Here is a 17,052-nt window from a genome sequence, read left to right as displayed (position 1 = left end):
CATCGCGGCTGAAGCGGAATGCCGCCCAGCCGTTCCTACAGATGTCCACCTGCCCGGTAGGAGCGGCTTCAGCCGCGAAGGCTTCTGCTCTCGATAGCCGCGATGATCCTGTAGCCCGGCTGCAATCCGGGATTGCGCTTCCGGATTGTATCCGGGCTACTTCTCAGAACAGCCGCAGCGGCTCTTCGTCCAGCGCCGCCAACTGTTCGCGCAGGGCGAGAATCTGGTCGCCCCAGTAGCGTTCGCCGGCGAACCAGGGAAAGGCCAGGGGGAAGGCCGGGTCGTCCCAGCGCCGAGCGATCCAGGCGCTGTGATGCATCAGGCGCAGGGCGCGCAGGCCCTCGATCAGCGGCAGTTCGCGGGCGGCAAAGTCGTGGAACTCCTGATAGCCGTCGACCAGCTCGGCGAGCTGGCCGAGGCGTTCGTGGCGCTCGCCGGCCAGCATCATCCACAGGTCCTGCACGGCCGGGCCCATGCGGCAGTCGTCGAGGTCGACCATATGGAAGGCGTCGTCGCGGTGCAGCAGGTTGCCGGGGTGGCAGTCGCCGTGCAGGCGGATCGGCGTGTAGCGTATGCGGGCGAACAGCTCGTCGAGTCGGGCGAGCAGATCGCGCGCCACCGATTCGTAGGCTGGCAACAGGCTGCGCGGTACGAAGCCACCGTCGAGCAGCGAGGCCAGGGCGGCGTGGCCGAAGCCGGTCACCGTCAGGCTTTCGCGATGCTCGAAGGGGCGGCTGGCGCCGATGGCATGCATGCGCCCGAGCAACTGGCCAAGGCGATACAGCTGGTCGAGATTGCCCGGCTCCGGCGCGCGTCCGCCGCGGCGGGGGAACAGGGCGAAGCGAAAGCCGCCGTGTTCGAACAGCGTTTCGCCATCGCGTACCAGCGGCGCCACCACCGGCACCTCATGCTCGGACAGTTCGAGGCTGAAGGCGTGCTCTTCGCGGATCGCCGCATCGCTCCAGCGGTCCGGGCGATAGAACTTGGCGATCAGTGGTGTCTCGTCCTCGATACCGACCTGATAGACGCGGTTCTCGTAGCTGTTGAGCGCCAATACGCGGGCGTCGCTGAGGTAGCCAAGGCTCTCCACGGCATCGAGCACCAGATCCGGGGTGAGGGTGAAAAAAGGATGGCTCATGAGCGGCTCCGCAAAGGTGGATGCACAGTGTACCTGGCGGATGGACTAGCCGTAGGGCGGGTGCAACCCGCCGCTACCGTTACTGACGGAGCGCGCGCTACAGCCTTGTAGCCCGGATGAAATCCGCGGCAACCGAGAATCCCCGCGTTTGCTCCGGGCCAGGGTTCTGTCGAGTCGCCCGTCCTACAGCTGCGTACCCAGCAACACCTGGCTGGCAGCGAACTGCGCGCGCACCGGATCACCGACCGCGATACCCAGCTCCGCCAGTCGCTGCGGCTCGACCGAGGCGCACAGCGTCTGGCCGTTGGCCAGGCTCACGCGCACTTCGCTGGGGCCATCGCCGCCCGGCAGAATCTGCTCGATGCGGCCTTCCAGTGCATTGAGCCCAACGTCTGCCGGCTGGCTCAGTGGTTGCAGCTCCAGCCAGCCGGCCTTGATCAGCGCAACCACGCTGCTGCCAGCGCCCAGCTGCAGGTTTTCCGTGCTGTCATGGGTGATCAGCGCCTGCAGGTGCTTGCCACCAGGCAGCTCGATAGTGATCAGGTCGTTGTGCCCCTGCGCATCGATCGCATGTACGCGGCCGGTCAGCTGGTTGCGCGCACTGGTGCGCAGCATCAGGCGGCCGAGCAGCTCCAGGTCGGCATCGCCACCGGCGGCCTGCAACAATTGCATCTGCAACGCCTGCAGGCGTCGCTGCAGTGCCAGCAAACGTTCGCCAGCGGGCGTCAGGCGTGCGCCGCCGCCGCCCTTGCCGCCGACGCTGCGGCTGACCAGAGGCTGTTCGGACAGGTTGTTCAGCTCGTCGATGGCATCCCAGGCAGCCTTGTAGCTCAGCCCGGCAGCCTTGGCGGCGCGGGTGATGGAGCCTTGTTCGGCGATCTGTTCGAGCAGGGCCAGGCGTTTCGGTCGGCGGCTGAGCAGTTGGGCGAGGGGATCGAGCTGCGACATGGTTCGGGCTTGGCAAAAAGGATGTTCGCACGGTGCGTGACTGTGCCAGGTGCGTCAAGTCAGCCATCGCCCGGCCGTGGCGTGCGAGCCAGGCAGTAGACGTCGACGCGCAGGGCGCCAGCGCGGTGCAGCAAATGGGCGAGCGTACCGGCGGTTGCGCCTGTGGTGAGCACGTCATCGACCAGCGCCAGATGAGCACCGGCAACCGGCGCATGAGGACCGAGGCCGAATGCCTGGCGCAGGTTGCGCTTGCGCGTGGCGGCATCCAGACCCTGCTGAGCGGGCGTATCGACACGGCGCTGCAGCCAGTCATTGTGTACTGGCAGCTTCAGGCTGGCGCCCAGCCAGTCGGCGAGCATCTGCGCCTGGTTGAAGCCGCGCTGCCGTTGTCGCCTGCCTGCCAGCGGCACCGGCAGCAGGGCTTGCGGCCGTGGCAGGCCTTCGTCGTAGGCGTGGCCGAGATGCTCGGCCAGCAGTTCGGCGAGCAGACGACCATGGGGCCACTGCGCCTGGTGCTTGAAACGGGTGATCAGATTGTCGACCGGAAAGGCGTAGCGCCAGGGCGCTTCCACGCGGGCGAAGCTCGGCGGCTTGTTCTGGCAGGCGCCGCAGATCAGCCCGTGAGCCGCCAGCGGCACTGCGCAGACCTGACAGTGTGGGCCGAGCCAGGGCAGCTCGGCTTCGCAGGCGGTGCAGATGTTGTGCGTGGGATGGTCGGTCGCTTCATCGCAAAGCTGGCAATGGCGACGTGGCCTGAGCCAGGGCAGGCGGCGCAGCGAGGTGAGGTCGAACAGTGGCATGGCGGCTCATCCGTGAGCGGGGATGCCGGAAGTGTAGCCAGCGTCAGCGGATCAGCCAGCCCATGACGATCAGGCCGAGAAACAGCCAGATCACCCCGCCGATGATCGAGCCGCGCAGGAACGAGCGCACACCGCTGAAGAGAAACAGCAGACCGATGATCAGCAAAATGATGCTGAAGATCGACACGTCCATGCCGATGGCCCTGGCCAGCCCGTGAAGAAAGTCGTCGATGGCATCGGCCATCGCGCCCAGCACGCCGGACAGCATGTCGACGATGAAACGGATGGCGCGGCCCAGCGCTTCGCCGAGTCCTTCAAAAAAACCTTCAACCTGCATGCAGAACATCCTGTGAGAGGTGTAAGCATTTGGCCTTGTGCCATAACATAAGTTCTATTGATCGATAAATGATCAGATGTAAACCTGTGTCTTTATCGTGGTTGACAGCATCCAATCGCCACTTATGATGGCCAAAGCCTGAATGCCCTGCTGGGGCCCGACAACAGATGCCGCCAAGCGTCGAAGGACTTCTCTGATGAGCGCAACCGCTGAAACCACCACCCGTCACGACTGGAGCCTCGCCGAGGTTCGCGCCTTGTTCGAGCAGCCTTTCAACGACCTGCTGTTCCAGGCGCAGAGCGTGCACCGCCAGCACTTCGACCCCAACCGCGTGCAGGTCTCGACGCTGCTGTCGATCAAGACCGGCGCCTGCCCGGAAGACTGCAAGTACTGCCCGCAGTCCGGCCACTACAACACCGGCCTGGACAAGGAAAAGCTGATGGAAGTGCAGAAGGTGCTGGAGGCTGCCGCCGAGGCCAAGGCCATCGGCTCCACCCGTTTCTGCATGGGCGCGGCCTGGAAGCACCCGTCGGCCAAGGACATGCCCTACGTGCTGGAAATGGTCAAAGGCGTGAAGAAGCTCGGTCTGGAAACCTGCATGACCCTCGGCCGCCTCGACCAGGAGCAGACCCAGGCATTGGCCGAAGCCGGGCTGGATTACTACAACCACAACCTCGATACCTCGCCGGAGTTCTACGGCAACATCATCACCACCCGCACCTACGGTGAGCGCCTGCAGACCCTGGCCTACGTGCGCGAGGCGGGGATGAAGATCTGCTCCGGCGGCATCCTCGGTATGGGCGAGTCGGTGGATGATCGCGCGGGGCTGTTGATCCAGCTGGCCAACCTGCCGGAGCACCCGGAAAGCGTGCCGATCAACATGCTGGTCAAGGTCAAGGGCACGCCATTGGCCGAGGAGAAGGACGTCGACCCCTTCGACTTCATCCGCACCCTGGCCGTGGCGCGCATCATGATGCCGAAATCCCATGTACGCCTGTCCGCCGGCCGCGAGCAGATGAACGAGCAGATGCAGGCCCTGGCCTTCATGGCTGGCGCAAACTCGATCTTCTACGGCGAGAAGCTGCTGACCACCGCCAACCCGCAGGCGGACAAGGACATGGCCCTGTTCAAGCGCCTGGGCATCAAGCCGGAAGAGCGTGAAGAGCACGCCGACGAGGTGCATCAGGCCGCCATCGAGCAGGCGCTGGTCGAGCAGCGCGACTCCAGGCTGTTCTACAACGCCGCTTCGGCCTGATTTCTTTTATGTAGGAGCGAGCTCTGCTCGCGAATGGCGCCCTGTCCTGGCTTTTCGCTCGCGACGCTCGCTCCTACGGGAAACGTGCATGAGTTTCGATCTTGCTAAGCGCCTGGCCGAGCGCCAGGCCGCCGACCTGTTTCGTCAGCGCCCGTTGCTGCAGAGCCCGCAGGGGCCGCAGATAGAGGTGGACGGTGAGCAACTGTTGGCCTTCTGCTCCAACGATTACCTCGGCCTTGCCAATCATCCCGAGATCATTCGCGCGATGCAGCAGGGCGCGGAAAAGTGGGGCGTTGGCGGCGGCGCTTCGCATCTGGTGATCGGCCACAGCACGCCGCACCACGAACTGGAAGAGGCACTGGCCGCATTCACCGGCCGGCCCCGGGCGCTGCTGTTCTCCACCGGCTACATGGCCAATCTGGCTGTGGTCACCGCGCTGGTGGGGCAGGGCGATAGCGTGCTGGAAGATCGCCTCAATCATGCCTCGCTGCTCGACGCCGGCCTGCTCTCGGGCGCGCGATTCTCGCGCTACCTGCACAACGATGCGGCAAGCCTGGCTAGTCGTCTGCGCAAGGCCAGCGGCGACTGCCTGGTGGTCACTGACGGTGTTTTCAGCATGGACGGCGACCTGGCCGATCTGCCTGCACTGTGCGCCGAAGCGCGCGCCCGGGACGCCTGGGTAATGGTCGACGATGCGCATGGCTTCGGCCCGCTGGGCGCCACCGGCGGTGGTATCGTCGAGCACTTCGGCCTGGGCCAGGATGATGTGCAGGTGCTGGTCGGCACCCTGGGCAAGGCCTTCGGTACCGCCGGTGCCTTCGTTGCCGGCAGCGAGGAGCTGATCGAGACCCTGATCCAGTTCGCCCGCCCCTACATCTACACCACCAGCCAGCCGCCGGCGGTGGCCTGTGCCACGCTGAAAAGCCTGGAGCTGCTGCGCAGTGAGCACTGGCGTCGGGAGCATCTGCAGCGGTTGATCGGGCGTTTTCGTCAGGGCGCCGCCGAGATCGGCCTGAGTCTGATGGACAGCCCGACGCCGATTCAGCCGATCCTGGTCGGCGACAGTGCCCGCGCGCTGAAACTGTCAGCGTTGCTCAGGGATCGCGGCCTGCTGGTTGGCGCCATCCGCCCGCCGACCGTACCGGCGGGCAGCGCGCGGCTGCGCGTGACCCTGTCCGCCGCGCACAGCGAGGCGCAGCTCGATCTGCTGCTTGCAGCGCTCGCCGAATGTTGGCCGCAGGTGCAAAGCGATGCGTGAGACGCTTGTTCTGTTGCCGGGCTGGGGCCTGGATAGCGCTGTACTGCAACCGTTGGCGGACGCGCTGGGATATGACCTGGACGTGCAGCTGCCGGCCCTGCCGCGGTTAGCCAGTGCAGTCGCCGCCGACTGGCTCGACGAACTGGATACGCGCCTGCCACAAGATTGCTGGCTGGCCGGCTGGTCGCTTGGCGGCATGCTCGCCACGGCCCTGGCGGCACGGCGCGGCGAGCGTTGCCGTGGGCTGATCACCCTGGCCAGCAATGCCTGTTTCGTCGTCGGCGACACCTGGCAGGCGGCGATGCCGGCGCCAACCTACGCCGCCTTCTATCAGGGTTGCCAGGATGACCCCGGCGCTACCCTCAAGCGCTTCGCCATGCTCTGCGCGCAGGGGGGCACCGATACGCGACGGCTTTCACGCCAGCTGCAAGGCAAGCTCAGGGTTGGCGACGAGCCTGCTCTGCTGGCCGGGCTGCGCCTGCTGGCCAGTCTGGACAACCGTGCGGCGCTGGCCGGGTTCGCCGGCCCGCAATTGCATCTGCTGGCCGAGCAGGACGCCCTGGTGCCCGCCGCCGTTGCCGATGACCTGCTGGCGCTTTTGCCTGGCGGCGAGGTGGGTGTGCTGGAAGACTGCGGCCATGCCTTCGTGCTCGAGCAGGCGGATGTGCTGGCGACCTTGATGCTCGATTATGTTCGCGAGGCCTGCGATGTCTGAACATTGCGCGCGCCCACTGCGCGAGTCACCCGGCGCGCACAGCGCCACTTGCGCTCTGCCGGACAAGCGTCAGGTGGCTGCGTCCTTTTCCCGTGCGGCGGCCAGCTACGATGCCGTCGCCGAATTGCAGCGCAGCGTCGGCGCCCAGTTGCTGGCGCGCTTGCCGGCGGAGCTGCAGCCTCGCCGCTGGCTGGACCTGGGCTGCGGCACGGGTCACTTCACCCGCGCGCTAGCCGAGCGTTATGCGCAGGGCGAAGGCCTGGCCTTGGATATCGCCGAAGGCATGCTGCGTCATGCCAGGCCACAGGGCGGCGCTGCGTATTTCGTTGCCGGCGATGCCGAGGCGCTGCCTCTGCAGGACGCCAGTGTCGATCTGCTGTTCTCCAGTCTGGCGCTGCAATGGTGCGGCGATTTCCCGCGGGTGCTGAGGGAGGCGCAGCGCGTATTGCTTCCGGGCGGTGTGCTGGCCTTTTCCAGCCTTTGCTTGGGTACTCTGCAGGAGCTGCGCGACAGCTGGCTGGCGGTCGATGGCTTCGTCCACGTCAATCGCTTTCGGCGCTTCGAGGATTACCAGCAGATGTGCGCGGCCAGTGGTTTGCAGTCGCTGACCTTGCAACGCCAGGCCGAGGTGCTGCATTTCCCCGATCTGCGCAGCCTGACCGGCTCGCTCAGGGACCTCGGCGCGCACAATCTCAATCCGGGGCGGCCGGGTGGCTTGACCGGGCGTTCGCGCATTCGCGCGCTGATCGAGGCCTACGAGCGTTTTCGTCAGCCTCAGGGATTGCCGGCGACCTATCAGGTCGTGTACGGCGTGCTGCAGAAGCCCTTGTAGGCGCGAACCTCGCGCGACAATCAGGTAACAGACAAGCTTCGCGAGCAGAGCTCGCTGCTATGGGGGATCAGATGGCCCAGGCTTATTTCGTCACCGGCACCGATACGGAAGTTGGCAAGACCACCATCGCCGCTGGTCTGCTGCATGCGGCGCGTCTTCAGGGGCTGAGCACGGCAGCGGCCAAGCCGGTGGCTTCCGGTTGCGTGAGCACCGCGCAGGGGCTGCGTAATGACGACGCGCTGGCGTTGCTGGCGCAGTGTTCGCTGCCGCTGCGCTATGAGGAGGTCAACCCGCTGGCCTTCGAGCCGGCCATCGCGCCGCACCTGGCGGCACGCGAAGTTGGCGTCGTGCTGGATGTGGACAGCCTCTATCAGTCCGTGCGCGGCGTTCTGGACAAGGGGGCCGATTTCTCCCTGGTCGAGGGGGCGGGTGGCTGGCGCGTGCCGCTGTCCGGCGCGCAGACGCTCTCGGATCTGGCCGTCGCATTGAGGCTGCCGGTGATTCTGGTGGTCGGCGTGCGCCTTGGCTGTATCAACCACGCCGTGCTGAGCGCCGAAGCCATTGCCCACGATGGTCTGCAGCTGGCGGGGTGGGTGGCCAATATCATCGAGCCACAGACATCGCGCCTGGAGGAAAACCTGGCGACCCTCGCCGAACGCCTGCCTGCACCCTGCCTTGGGCACGTGCCGCGGCTACAAAACGCTCAGGCCGACGCCGTCTCGGCGTATCTCGATCTGGAGCGGCTGCCTGGCTGGTAATAAACAGCAACGCGATCATAGCCTTTTCTCTGTACGTTTTTTAGCCGATTTCTGCTTCAATACTGGCCATTAGGTTCTACATCCCTCAGGGGGCTGCCATGGAAATCTCCGCCAATGCATTCAATTCGGGTTTGAACGGTATTCAGGCCGGGCAACGCCGTGTCGAGCAGGCAGCCGCTGATATCGCCAGCAACACCGTCAATCCCTCGCAGCAGGCCACGCAGACGCCGCCGCAGAATCAGGTCAACCCGAGCACGCAGGTTTCCGAGCGTAACCGTCCCGACCTGACCGAAAGCCTTGTGGCGCTGCGCGTCGGTGAGAACGAAGTCCGCGCCAATGCACGTGTCGTCGACACGGCCGACGAGGTGCTGGGCACGCTGATCGATACCCGTGCCTGAGTAGTACCCGGCTGCGAGCGCAGCCGGTAGCGGGGCAGGAGGGCGTTCATGCAGATCGGCAACAGCCTGCCAGCATTCATTTCCGCACCTTCCGTCAGTCCGGCCAGGCCGCTGTCGCCCGATGTGTCTGTCGACATAGCTCGTGCCGACCAGGCGCCTGTCGTCGCGCCACAGGAGCAGCAGGCCGATTCAGCTGCTTCCGGGCGGGAAGAGGCTGATCGCGACGCCAGCTCATCGACTCGCCCAGGCGAACCAAAGCTCACTCCCCAGGAGCAGCGCCAGCAGGAGCTGGAAATCGCCGAGCTGGTGCAGCGTGACCGCGAGGTGCGCACTCATGAGCAGGCGCACGCTGCCGTAGGCGGGCAGTACGCCGGTGCGCCCACCTACAGCTTCAAGCGCGGCCCTGACGGGCAGCGCTATGCCGTGTCCGGTGAAGTCAGCATCGACACCGCCCCCGTTCCCAACGACCCCGAAGCGACGCTGCGCAAGATGGAAATCGTCCTGCGCGCAGCGCTCGCGCCCATCGAACCTTCCCCGCAGGACTTGCGTGTTGCCGCGCTGGCTCAGGCGCAGGCGGCGCAGGCACGCGTCGAACTCGCCGAGCTGCGGCGCCAAGAGGCCAGCGACGCCGTCGAGCAGCGCAAGGCGGGTGCCGAAGCCAGGCAGGCTGATGAGTCGACAGCCGAGCCCTCGCAGCAGGCTCTGGCGCCAGCGCCTAATCTTGATCTGTATCGGCGTCTGGGTGAATTGCCAGCGCCGGAGCCGCGCATCGATGTGGTCGGCTAGTGGGCCGATTGGCAGCGCTTGACAAGGGGTTGGCGTAAACGTATGTTTCAAACGCCTGTTTGATTGCTTTGGCCGCAGCCGCGTGCGAGGCAGCCGGGAGTGATCCCGAGAGCGACCGCCAAGACGGTCACCCCAACTACTAGGAATCCACCGCAGAGGTTTACCGTTATGCCTGACTACAAGGCCCCCTTGCGTGACATTCGTTTCGTTCGTGACGAGCTGCTGGGCTATGAAGCTCATTACCAGAGCCTGCCAGGCTGTCAGGACGCCACTCCGGACATGGTCGACGCCATCCTCGAAGAAGGCGCCAAGTTCTGCGAGCAGGTTCTGGCTCCGCTGAACCGTGTGGGTGACACCGAGGGCTGCACCTGGAGCGAATCCGGCGTGAAGACCCCGACCGGCTTCAAAGAGGCTTATCAGCAGTTCGTCGAAGGCGGCTGGCCGAGCCTGGCCCATGACGTCGAGCATGGCGGCCAGGGCCTGCCGGAATCCCTCGGCCTGGCCATCAGCGAGATGGTCGGTTCGGCCAACTGGTCCTGGGGCATGTACCCGGGCCTCTCCCACGGCGCCATGAACACCCTGAGCGCTCACGGCACCGACGAGCAGAAGCACACCTACCTGACCAAGCTGGTTTCCGGCGAGTGGACCGGCACCATGTGCCTGACCGAGCCGCATTGCGGCACCGACCTGGGCATGCTGCGCACCAAGGCCGAACCGCAGGCCGACGGCAGCTACAAGGTCACCGGCACCAAGATCTTCATTTCCGCTGGTGAGCACGACATGGCCGACAACATCGTCCATATCGTTCTGGCCCGCCTGCCCGATGCCCCGGCCGGTACCAAGGGTATCTCGCTGTTCATCGTGCCGAAGTTCCTGCCCAATGCCGAAGGCGGCGTAGGTGAACGCAACGCCGTTTCCTGTGGCTCCATCGAGCACAAGATGGGCATCCACGGCAACGCCACCTGCGTGATGAACTTCGACGGCGCTACCGGCTTCCTGATCGGCCCGGCCAACAAGGGCCTGAACTGCATGTTCACCTTCATGAACACCGCTCGTCTGGGTACCGCGCTGCAAGGCCTGGCCCACGCCGAAGTCGGCTTCCAGGGTGGTATCAAGTACGCCCGCGAGCGTCTGCAGATGCGTTCGCTGACTGGCCCGAAGGCGCCGGAAAAAGCCGCTGACCCGATCATCGTGCATCCGGACGTGCGTCGCATGCTGCTGACCATGAAGGCGTTCGCCGAAGGCAACCGCGCCATGGTCTACTTCACCGCCAAGCAGGTGGACATCGTTCAGCACAGCGAGAACGAAGAAGAGAAGAAGGTCGCCGATGAGCTGCTGGCCTTCCTGACTCCGATCGCCAAGGCATTCATGACCGAAGTGGGCTTCGAGGCCGCTTCCCACGGCATGCAGATCTACGGTGGCCACGGCTTCATCAGCGAGTGGGGCATGGAGCAGAACCTGCGCGACTGCCGCATCTCCATGATGTACGAAGGCACCACCGGCGTTCAGGCGCTGGACCTGCTGGGCCGCAAGGTGCTGATGACTCAGGGCGGCGCCCTGAAGAACTTCACCAAGATCGTGCACAAGTTCTGCCAGGCCAACGAAGGCAACGATTCCGTCAAGGAATTCGTCGAGCCGCTGGCCAAGCTGAACAAGGAGTGGGGCGACATCACCATGAAGATCGGCATGGCGGCGATGAAGGATCGCGAGGAAGTCGGTGCCGCTTCGGTGGACTACCTGATGTACTCCGGCTACGCCTGCCTGGCCTACTTCTGGGCCGACATGGCGCGCCTGGCTGCCGAGAAGCTGGCCGCCGGTACCGACGACGAGGCCTTCTACAAGGCCAAGCTGCAGACCGCGCGCTTCTACTTCGCGCGCATCCTGCCGCGCACCCGTACGCACGTCGAAGCCATGCTGTCCGGCGCCAGCAACCTGATGGACATGGAAGAAGAGCACTTCGCGCTCGGCTTCTAAGTTCTGATTGCTTGAACCACAACGCCGCCCCTCGGGGCGGCGTTGTCGTTTTTGCGTCGTGCATTGAAGCAAATGTCGCATCCTGTCGCTGTTTTCAAGGGGCGAAGCAGGCAAAATGCCTTCACCTATCGTCCGGGATGCCAGCGTGATTCGTCCGGCCAGTCTGCGCCTCAGTCACTTCTTCTCCTCGCTGCCCCTGCTGGTCGGCGCGCTGGTGGCTGCACGCTTGCCGGTATTGAGCGAGTTCTTCATTTCCCTGTTCAATGTGTTGCCGACCCTGCTGTTGCTCCTAGGCGGCGCCTTCTGCCTGGTCTACGGCCGTCAGCGTGAAGTGTTTCTGCTGTTGGCGCTGTATGTCAGCTATTTCCTGCTGGATACCCAGGTCGATCACTTCCGGGACAATGGCCAGGTGCGCGACGATGCAGCCTTGGTCTTCCACCTGATCTGCCTGCTATTGCCCCTGCTTTATGCCCTCTACGGCTGCTGGGAGGAGCGTTCGCATCTGCTGCAGGACATCTTCGCCCGCTCACTCGTGCTGCTCGCGGCCAGCGCGGTGGCCGTCGGGCTCGCACGCCGTTATCCGCAGGGCATTGCCGACTGGCTGGCGCAGATTCACTGGCCATCGCTGCACGGCGCCTGGATGAACCTCGCGCAACTGTCCTACCTGGCGTTCCTGCTGGCATTCATCGCCTTGCTGGCGCAGTACCTGCGCCGCCCGCGTCCGCTGCATGCGGCGCAACTGGTGGGGCTGTTCGGCCTGCTGTGGATGCTGCCGCAGGTGTTCATCCTGGCCAACGCGCTGCAGGTGATGATCAGCATGGTGATGCTCATGCTGGTGGCCGCCGTGGCGCACGAGGCCTACCAGATGGCCTTTCGCGACGAGCTGACCGGGCTGCCCGGCCGGCGCGCGCTCAACGAGCGACTGCAACGCCTGGGGCGTGACTACGTGATCGCCATGGTCGACGTCGACCACTTCAAGAAATTCAACGACACCCACGGTCACGATGTCGGCGATCAGGTGCTGCGTCTGGTCGCCAGCCAGTTGCGCAAGGTCGGTGGTGGCGGCAAGGCCTATCGCTACGGTGGCGAGGAGTTCACCCTGCTGTTCCCGGGCAAGACCCTGGATCAATGTTTGCCACATATGGAAGCAGTGCGCCTGGCCATCGAGCAGTACCGCATGCAGTTGCGTGACAAGCAGAGCCGTCCTCGCGATGACCGTGAGGGCAAGCAGCGTCGTGCCGGCAAGGCCGCTAGCGAGGTGTCGGTGACCGTCAGCATGGGCGTGGCCGAGCGCCAGAGCGAGCAGCGCAACCCGCAGGAAGTGATCAAGGAAGCGGACAAGGCCCTCTATAGCGCCAAGGCGGCCGGGCGCAATTGCATCCGCAGCGCGGGGCAGCGGCGGGGGGCCGTGAGGCTGACGCCAGGCCGAGATTGAGGCGCTTGCAGACGAATGGTTACAAGGCTTTGCGGCGCTCGGATGAGTGTTTTCCAGATCAGATAGTTGCTGACTGCTTGTGAATTATTGGTCACAACACGACCCTATGTGTCTGTAAAGTTGTTCAAGTAAACTCGGCCCTTTCACGTAAGTCCGTTTCCGAGGATGTGTCATGGCCGATTACAAAGCCCCCCTGCGCGACATGCGCTTCGTGCTCAATGAAGTATTCGAAGTCTCCAAGCTCTGGGCCGAGCTGCCGGCCCTGGCCGAGGTGGTGGATGAAGAAACCGCCAATGCCATTCTCGAAGAGGCCGGCAAGGTCACCGCGGGCAGTATCGCCCCGCTGAACCGCAGCGGCGACGAGGAAGGCTGCTCCTGGGACAGCGGCGTGGTGAAGACCCCGGCCGGTTTCCCCGAGGCCTACCGCACCTACGCTGAAGGCGGCTGGGTCGGCGTCGGCGGTTCGCCCGAGTTCGGTGGCATGGGCATGCCCAAGGTGATCGGCGCCCAGGTCGAGGAGATGGTCAACTCGGCCAGCCTGTCCTTCGGCCTGTACCCGATGCTGACTTCCGGCGCCTGCCTGTCGATCCTCAACCACGCCAGCGAAGACCTGAAGGCGCAGTATCTGCCGAACATGTATGAAGGCCGCTGGGCTGGCTCCATGTGCCTGACCGAGCCGCATGCCGGCACCGACCTCGGCATCATCCGCACCAAGGCGGAACCGCAGGCCGATGGCAGCTACAAGATCAGCGGCACCAAGATCTTCATCACCGGCGGCGAGCACGACCTGACCGAGAACATCATCCATCTGGTGCTGGCCAAGCTGCCCGATGCACCGGCCGGGCCGAAGGGTATCTCGCTGTTCCTGGTGCCGAAGATCATGGTGAACGCCGACGGCTCGCTGGGCGAGAAGAACGCTCTGGGTTGCGGCTCCATCGAGCACAAGATGGGCATCAAGGCCTCGGCCACCTGCGTAATGAACTTCGACGGTGCCACCGGCTACCTGATCGGCGAAGTGAACAAGGGCCTGGCGGCGATGTTCACCATGATGAACTACGAGCGCCTGGGTGTCGGCATCCAGGGCCTGTCCCTCGGTGAACGCAGCTACCAGAGCGCTATCGAATACGCCCGCGAGCGCATCCAGAGCCGTGCACCGACCGGCCCGGTCGCCAAGGACAAGGCCGCCGACCCGATCATCGTGCATCCGGACGTGCGCCGCATGCTGCTGACCATGAAGGCGCTGAACGAGGGCGGTCGCGCCTTCTCCAGCTACGTCGCCATGCAGCTCGATACCGCCAAGTACAGCGAGGACAGGGAAACCGCCAAGCGTGCCGACGAACTGGTGGCGCTGCTGACGCCGGTGGCCAAGGCCTTCCTCACCGACATGGCGCTGGAAACCACCGTGCATGGCCAGCAGATCTTCGGCGGCCATGGCTTCATTCGCGAGTGGGGCCAGGAGCAGCTGGTGCGTGACTGCCGCATCACCCAGATCTACGAAGGCACCAACGGCATCCAGTCGCTGGACCTGATGGGGCGCAAGATCGTCGGCAGCGGTGGCAGCTACTACAAGCACTTCGCCGACGAGATCAAGGCCTTCGTCGCTTCGGCCGATGCCAGCCTCGCCGAGTTCACCAAGCCACTGGCCGCGGCCGTGCAGAACCTCGATGAGCTGACCGCCTGGGTACTGGATCGCGCCAAGAGCAATCCCAATGAAATCGGTGCGGCGTCGGTCGAGTACCTGCAGGCCTTCGGCTACACCGCCTATGCCTATATGTGGGCCTTGATGGCTCGCGCCGCGCTGGGCAAGGAGGCACAGGACGAGTTCTACGCCAGCAAGCTGGGCACTGCGCGCTTCTACTTCGCCCGTCTGCTGCCGCGCATTCATTCGCTGAGTGCATCGGTCAAGGCAGGCAGCGAGTCGCTGTACCTGCTCGACGCCGCGCAGTTCTAAGCGCCTCCGGCACCACCGAAAGCCCCGGCCATAGTGCCGGGGCTTTTGCGTTCTGGACCTCTGGTGCGAGGTGCAACGAATGCCATATCGCGTCGCTTCGTAGCCCGGATGCAATCCGGGGCAGATCGTCCACTTCCCCGGATTGCATCCGGGCTACGGTAAAGCGCCGCGCCGTGAGCCCCCGGTGCGCGGCGCACCCTACGTGGCGGGTTATGCCGGTCACTCCCCTGTCATTGCCGCTCGCTAGCCTGGGGCGACCCAGTCGGGCAATCACGTCAGCGAGGAACCGTCATGACCGATCAGATGCACAGTTCGTTACAGGCCTACGAGCAGTTGCTGCAGGCCGAATTCCAGGACAGCCTCGACGAAGAGCTGGAGATGGAACTGGACGATGCACGCCTGGATGATCTCGTCGCGCGGGCGGACCACGGCGGGCCGATGACCAGCGATCTGTCGCGTCGCGAGTATTTTTCCGAGCTGCTGCGCCTGCAGGGTGAACTGGTCAAGCTGCAGGACTGGGTCGTGCACAACCAGCTCAAGGTCGTGGTGCTGTTCGAAGGGCGCGACGCCGCCGGCAAGGGCGGCGTCATCAAGCGTGTCACCCAGCGTCTCAACCCCCGTGTCTGCCGGGTCGCGGCGCTGCCGGCACCGAATGATCGTGAGCGCACCCAGTGGTACTTCCAGCGTTACGTGTCGCACCTGCCGGCGGCCGGGGAAATGGTGCTGTTCGACCGCAGCTGGTACAACCGCGCAGGCGTGGAGAAGGTCATGGGCTTTTGCAGCGATGCCGAGTACGAGGAGTTCTTCCGCTCGGTGCCGGAGTTCGAACGCATGCTGGTGCGTTCGGGCATTCTGCTGATCAAGTACTGGTTCTCCATCACCGATAACGAGCAGAACCGCCGTTTTCTGGCGCGTATCCACGACCCGCTCAAGCAGTGGAAGCTGAGCCCGATGGACCTGGAGTCGCGGCGCCGCTGGGAGGCCTACACCCAGGCCAAGGAAGTGATGCTCGAGCGCACCCATATCGAAGAGGCGCCCTGGTGGGTCGTGGAGGCTGATGACAAGAAGCGCGCGCGACTCAACTGCATCGCTCACCTGCTCAGCCAGATCCCTTACCAGACGGTGCCGCGCGCCCAGGTGCAGCTACCGACGCGGGTTTACAACCCGGACTATCTGCGTATGCCGGTGCCGGACACCATGTTGGTGCCGTCGCTCTACTGATGGTGGGTTGCCTGGGGCACAGCATGGGGTGCCGCGCACGCAGCGCCCCGTGTCGTGAGCTTTATGGCGCCTTGACCAGCGCCTGCATGCTGTTGCGATAACTGTCGCGCGCCAGCGGCATATAGCCGGTGAAATGAATCCAGCCAGGCAGGCCGTCGAGGTAGTGGCTGAGAAAGCGTCCCAGCATGGGCTTTTCCGCCAGGCTGCGTTGGCTGACGTACAGAAACAGCGGCCGGGTCAGTGGCTGGTAGCGATCCTGCGCGACGGTCTCCAGAGTGGGAAACACCGCTCCGTGACCGGCGTCCACCGCCACCAGTTTCAGTTCGTCCCAGTGCCGGTGGTAGGCGCCTATGCCGAAGAAGCCGAGGGCGTTTGGCTCGGCGGCGATGGCATTGGCGAGAAACTCTTCATCCTCGCTGGCCTGATAATCCTGGCGGCTGCTGTGGGTGGTGCCGACGATGGACTGGGTGAAGATGTCGTAGGTGCCGGAATCCTGGCCGCGGCCGAAGAGCACTATAGGCTCGTTCGGCCAGCCCTCACGCAGGTCACGCCACGTGTTGAACGTGTTCTCGGCACCCGGCGACCAGAGCTTCTTCAGCTCATCGACACTGATCTCGTCGACCCAGGTGTTGGCCGGGTTGACCACCACGGCGATGGCGTCCATTGCCAGCGGCACGACCCGAAACTCGACGCCATTGGCCTGGCACTGGGCCAGTTCCTCGGCGTTGATTTCCCGCGAGGCGTTGCTGATGTCGGTCTCTGCGGCGCAGAAGCGTCGAAAGCCTGCCGCCGTACCGGAGAACTTCACTTCGATCTGACCACTCAGCGCACCACGCTCGAAGCGCCGAACGGCCTCGCGGGTCAGCGGAAACACCGTGCTGGAGCCGTCGACGCGCAACTCGGCTGCGTCTGAAGTTGTCGATGGTGCCTGCTCACACGCGGCGAGCAGGGTGGCTGCAATGCCGGCGGCCAGCCCCTTGCCGAGAGAGAAATGGGTCGTCATGGGAATCACCCCCTGGGCTTGCGCCATTCCTGTTTCAGCGAGTTCCAGAACAGTTGCAGGCTGCTGAGCTTGGTGTCGACGGCATCGATGTAATCGTCGAGTTGCTCGATCTGCTCGTGCTGGGCCTTTTCCTGCACTTCCATCCCCGCCAACTGCGCTTCGAGGTCATTGAGGGTCTCGCGCAGTTCGTGGATGCGCTGCTGAGTTTCCTGGCGGTTGCGTTGGTGTTTCATAGCGACTCCT

Annotated in this window: 17 protein-coding genes; 11 read left to right on the top strand and 6 right to left on the bottom strand. The window is 64.6% G+C overall.

The window, feature by feature from the left end; translation table 11 throughout:
* Positions 1–163: 163 nt before the first annotated feature.
* From GYB81_RS16265 to GYB81_RS16250, 4 genes are all read right to left on the bottom strand, one after another.
* On the bottom strand, positions 164–1,138 hold the full coding sequence (locus tag GYB81_RS16265; protein WP_161866012.1) for a serine/threonine protein kinase: 975 nt from the start codon (positions 1,136–1,138) through the stop codon (positions 164–166).
* 183 nt (positions 1,139–1,321) lie between these two features.
* Positions 1,322–2,086: a TOBE domain-containing protein gene (locus GYB81_RS16260; protein WP_161866011.1), complete on the bottom strand. Its 765-nt coding sequence runs from the start codon at positions 2,084–2,086 to the stop codon at positions 1,322–1,324.
* A 59-nt stretch (positions 2,087–2,145) separates the two neighbouring features.
* Entirely contained in the window at positions 2,146–2,886 is a 741-nt protein-coding gene (locus GYB81_RS16255; RefSeq protein WP_161866010.1) for a ComFC family protein, read from the bottom strand.
* 43 nt (positions 2,887–2,929) lie between these two features.
* Entirely contained in the window at positions 2,930–3,223 is a 294-nt protein-coding gene (locus GYB81_RS16250) for a hypothetical protein (protein ID WP_161866009.1), read from the bottom strand.
* Positions 3,224–3,419: 196 nt separating this feature from the next.
* Here GYB81_RS16250 and bioB point away from each other — a divergent pair, with 196 nt between their 5' ends.
* The 11 genes from bioB to ppk2 all read left to right on the top strand — a co-directional run bounded on the left by bioB (position 3,420) and on the right by ppk2 (position 15,806).
* On the top strand, positions 3,420–4,478 hold the full coding sequence (gene bioB / locus GYB81_RS16245) for a biotin synthase BioB (RefSeq protein WP_161866008.1): 1,059 nt from the start codon (positions 3,420–3,422) through the stop codon (positions 4,476–4,478).
* Positions 4,479–4,566: 88 nt separating this feature from the next.
* On the top strand, positions 4,567–5,736 hold the full coding sequence (bioF, locus tag GYB81_RS16240) for an 8-amino-7-oxononanoate synthase (protein ID WP_161866007.1): 1,170 nt from the start codon (positions 4,567–4,569) through the stop codon (positions 5,734–5,736).
* Positions 5,729–6,451 carry an alpha/beta fold hydrolase gene (locus GYB81_RS16235; protein ID WP_161866006.1) on the top strand — a complete coding sequence of 241 codons (723 nt, stop codon included), beginning with the start codon at positions 5,729–5,731 and terminating at the stop codon, positions 6,449–6,451. Before bioF ends, GYB81_RS16235 begins: the two co-directional genes overlap by 8 nt.
* On the top strand, positions 6,444–7,283 hold the full coding sequence (gene bioC / locus GYB81_RS16230; protein ID WP_233787601.1) for a malonyl-ACP O-methyltransferase BioC: 840 nt from the start codon (positions 6,444–6,446) through the stop codon (positions 7,281–7,283). The genes GYB81_RS16235 and bioC overlap by 8 nt, the downstream gene beginning before the upstream one ends.
* Positions 7,284–7,354: 71 nt before the next feature.
* A complete protein-coding gene (gene bioD / locus GYB81_RS16225) occupies positions 7,355–8,041 on the top strand; it encodes a dethiobiotin synthase (RefSeq protein WP_161866005.1) in 687 nt (228 codons plus the stop codon).
* A 98-nt stretch (positions 8,042–8,139) separates the two neighbouring features.
* Positions 8,140–8,439: a hypothetical protein gene (locus tag GYB81_RS16220; RefSeq protein ID WP_161866004.1), complete on the top strand. Its 300-nt coding sequence runs from the start codon at positions 8,140–8,142 to the stop codon at positions 8,437–8,439.
* A gap of 48 nt (positions 8,440–8,487) precedes the next feature.
* Positions 8,488–9,225 carry a putative metalloprotease CJM1_0395 family protein gene (locus GYB81_RS16215; protein ID WP_161866003.1) on the top strand — a complete coding sequence of 246 codons (738 nt, stop codon included), beginning with the start codon at positions 8,488–8,490 and terminating at the stop codon, positions 9,223–9,225.
* Between the two features lie 168 nt (positions 9,226–9,393).
* Complete coding sequence (locus GYB81_RS16210) at positions 9,394–11,199, top strand: phenylacyl-CoA dehydrogenase (RefSeq protein WP_161866002.1); 1,806 nt, start codon at positions 9,394–9,396, stop codon at positions 11,197–11,199.
* Between the two features lie 115 nt (positions 11,200–11,314).
* Positions 11,315–12,634, top strand: a complete 1,320-nt coding sequence (locus tag GYB81_RS16205; protein WP_395505465.1) for a GGDEF domain-containing protein — start codon at positions 11,315–11,317, stop codon at positions 12,632–12,634.
* A 172-nt stretch (positions 12,635–12,806) separates the two neighbouring features.
* Positions 12,807–14,585, top strand: a complete 1,779-nt coding sequence (locus tag GYB81_RS16200; RefSeq protein WP_161866001.1) for an acyl-CoA dehydrogenase C-terminal domain-containing protein — start codon at positions 12,807–12,809, stop codon at positions 14,583–14,585.
* A gap of 291 nt (positions 14,586–14,876) precedes the next feature.
* The gene (ppk2, locus tag GYB81_RS16195) at positions 14,877–15,806 is read left to right on the top strand and encodes a polyphosphate kinase 2 (RefSeq protein WP_161866000.1); all 930 of its coding nucleotides are present in this window, start codon (positions 14,877–14,879) and stop codon (positions 15,804–15,806) included.
* Positions 15,807–15,867: 61 nt separating this feature from the next.
* Here ppk2 and GYB81_RS16190 read toward each other — a convergent pair whose 3' ends face one another.
* Both GYB81_RS16190 and GYB81_RS16185 read right to left on the bottom strand, forming a co-directional pair.
* A complete protein-coding gene (locus tag GYB81_RS16190) occupies positions 15,868–16,809 on the bottom strand; it encodes a PstS family phosphate ABC transporter substrate-binding protein (protein ID WP_161865999.1) in 942 nt (313 codons plus the stop codon).
* 5 nt (positions 16,810–16,814) lie between these two features.
* Complete coding sequence (locus GYB81_RS16185; protein ID WP_161865998.1) at positions 16,815–17,042, bottom strand: hypothetical protein; 228 nt, start codon at positions 17,040–17,042, stop codon at positions 16,815–16,817.
* Between the last annotated feature and the right edge of the window lie 10 nt (positions 17,043–17,052).

Source organism: Pseudomonas yangonensis (assembly GCF_009932725.1).
In the GTDB taxonomy this organism is placed as follows: Bacteria; Pseudomonadota; Gammaproteobacteria; order Pseudomonadales; family Pseudomonadaceae; genus Aquipseudomonas; species Aquipseudomonas yangonensis.
The sequence above is the reverse complement of the archived record's forward strand: the minus strand, read 5'-3'. Positions and strand labels throughout refer to the sequence as shown.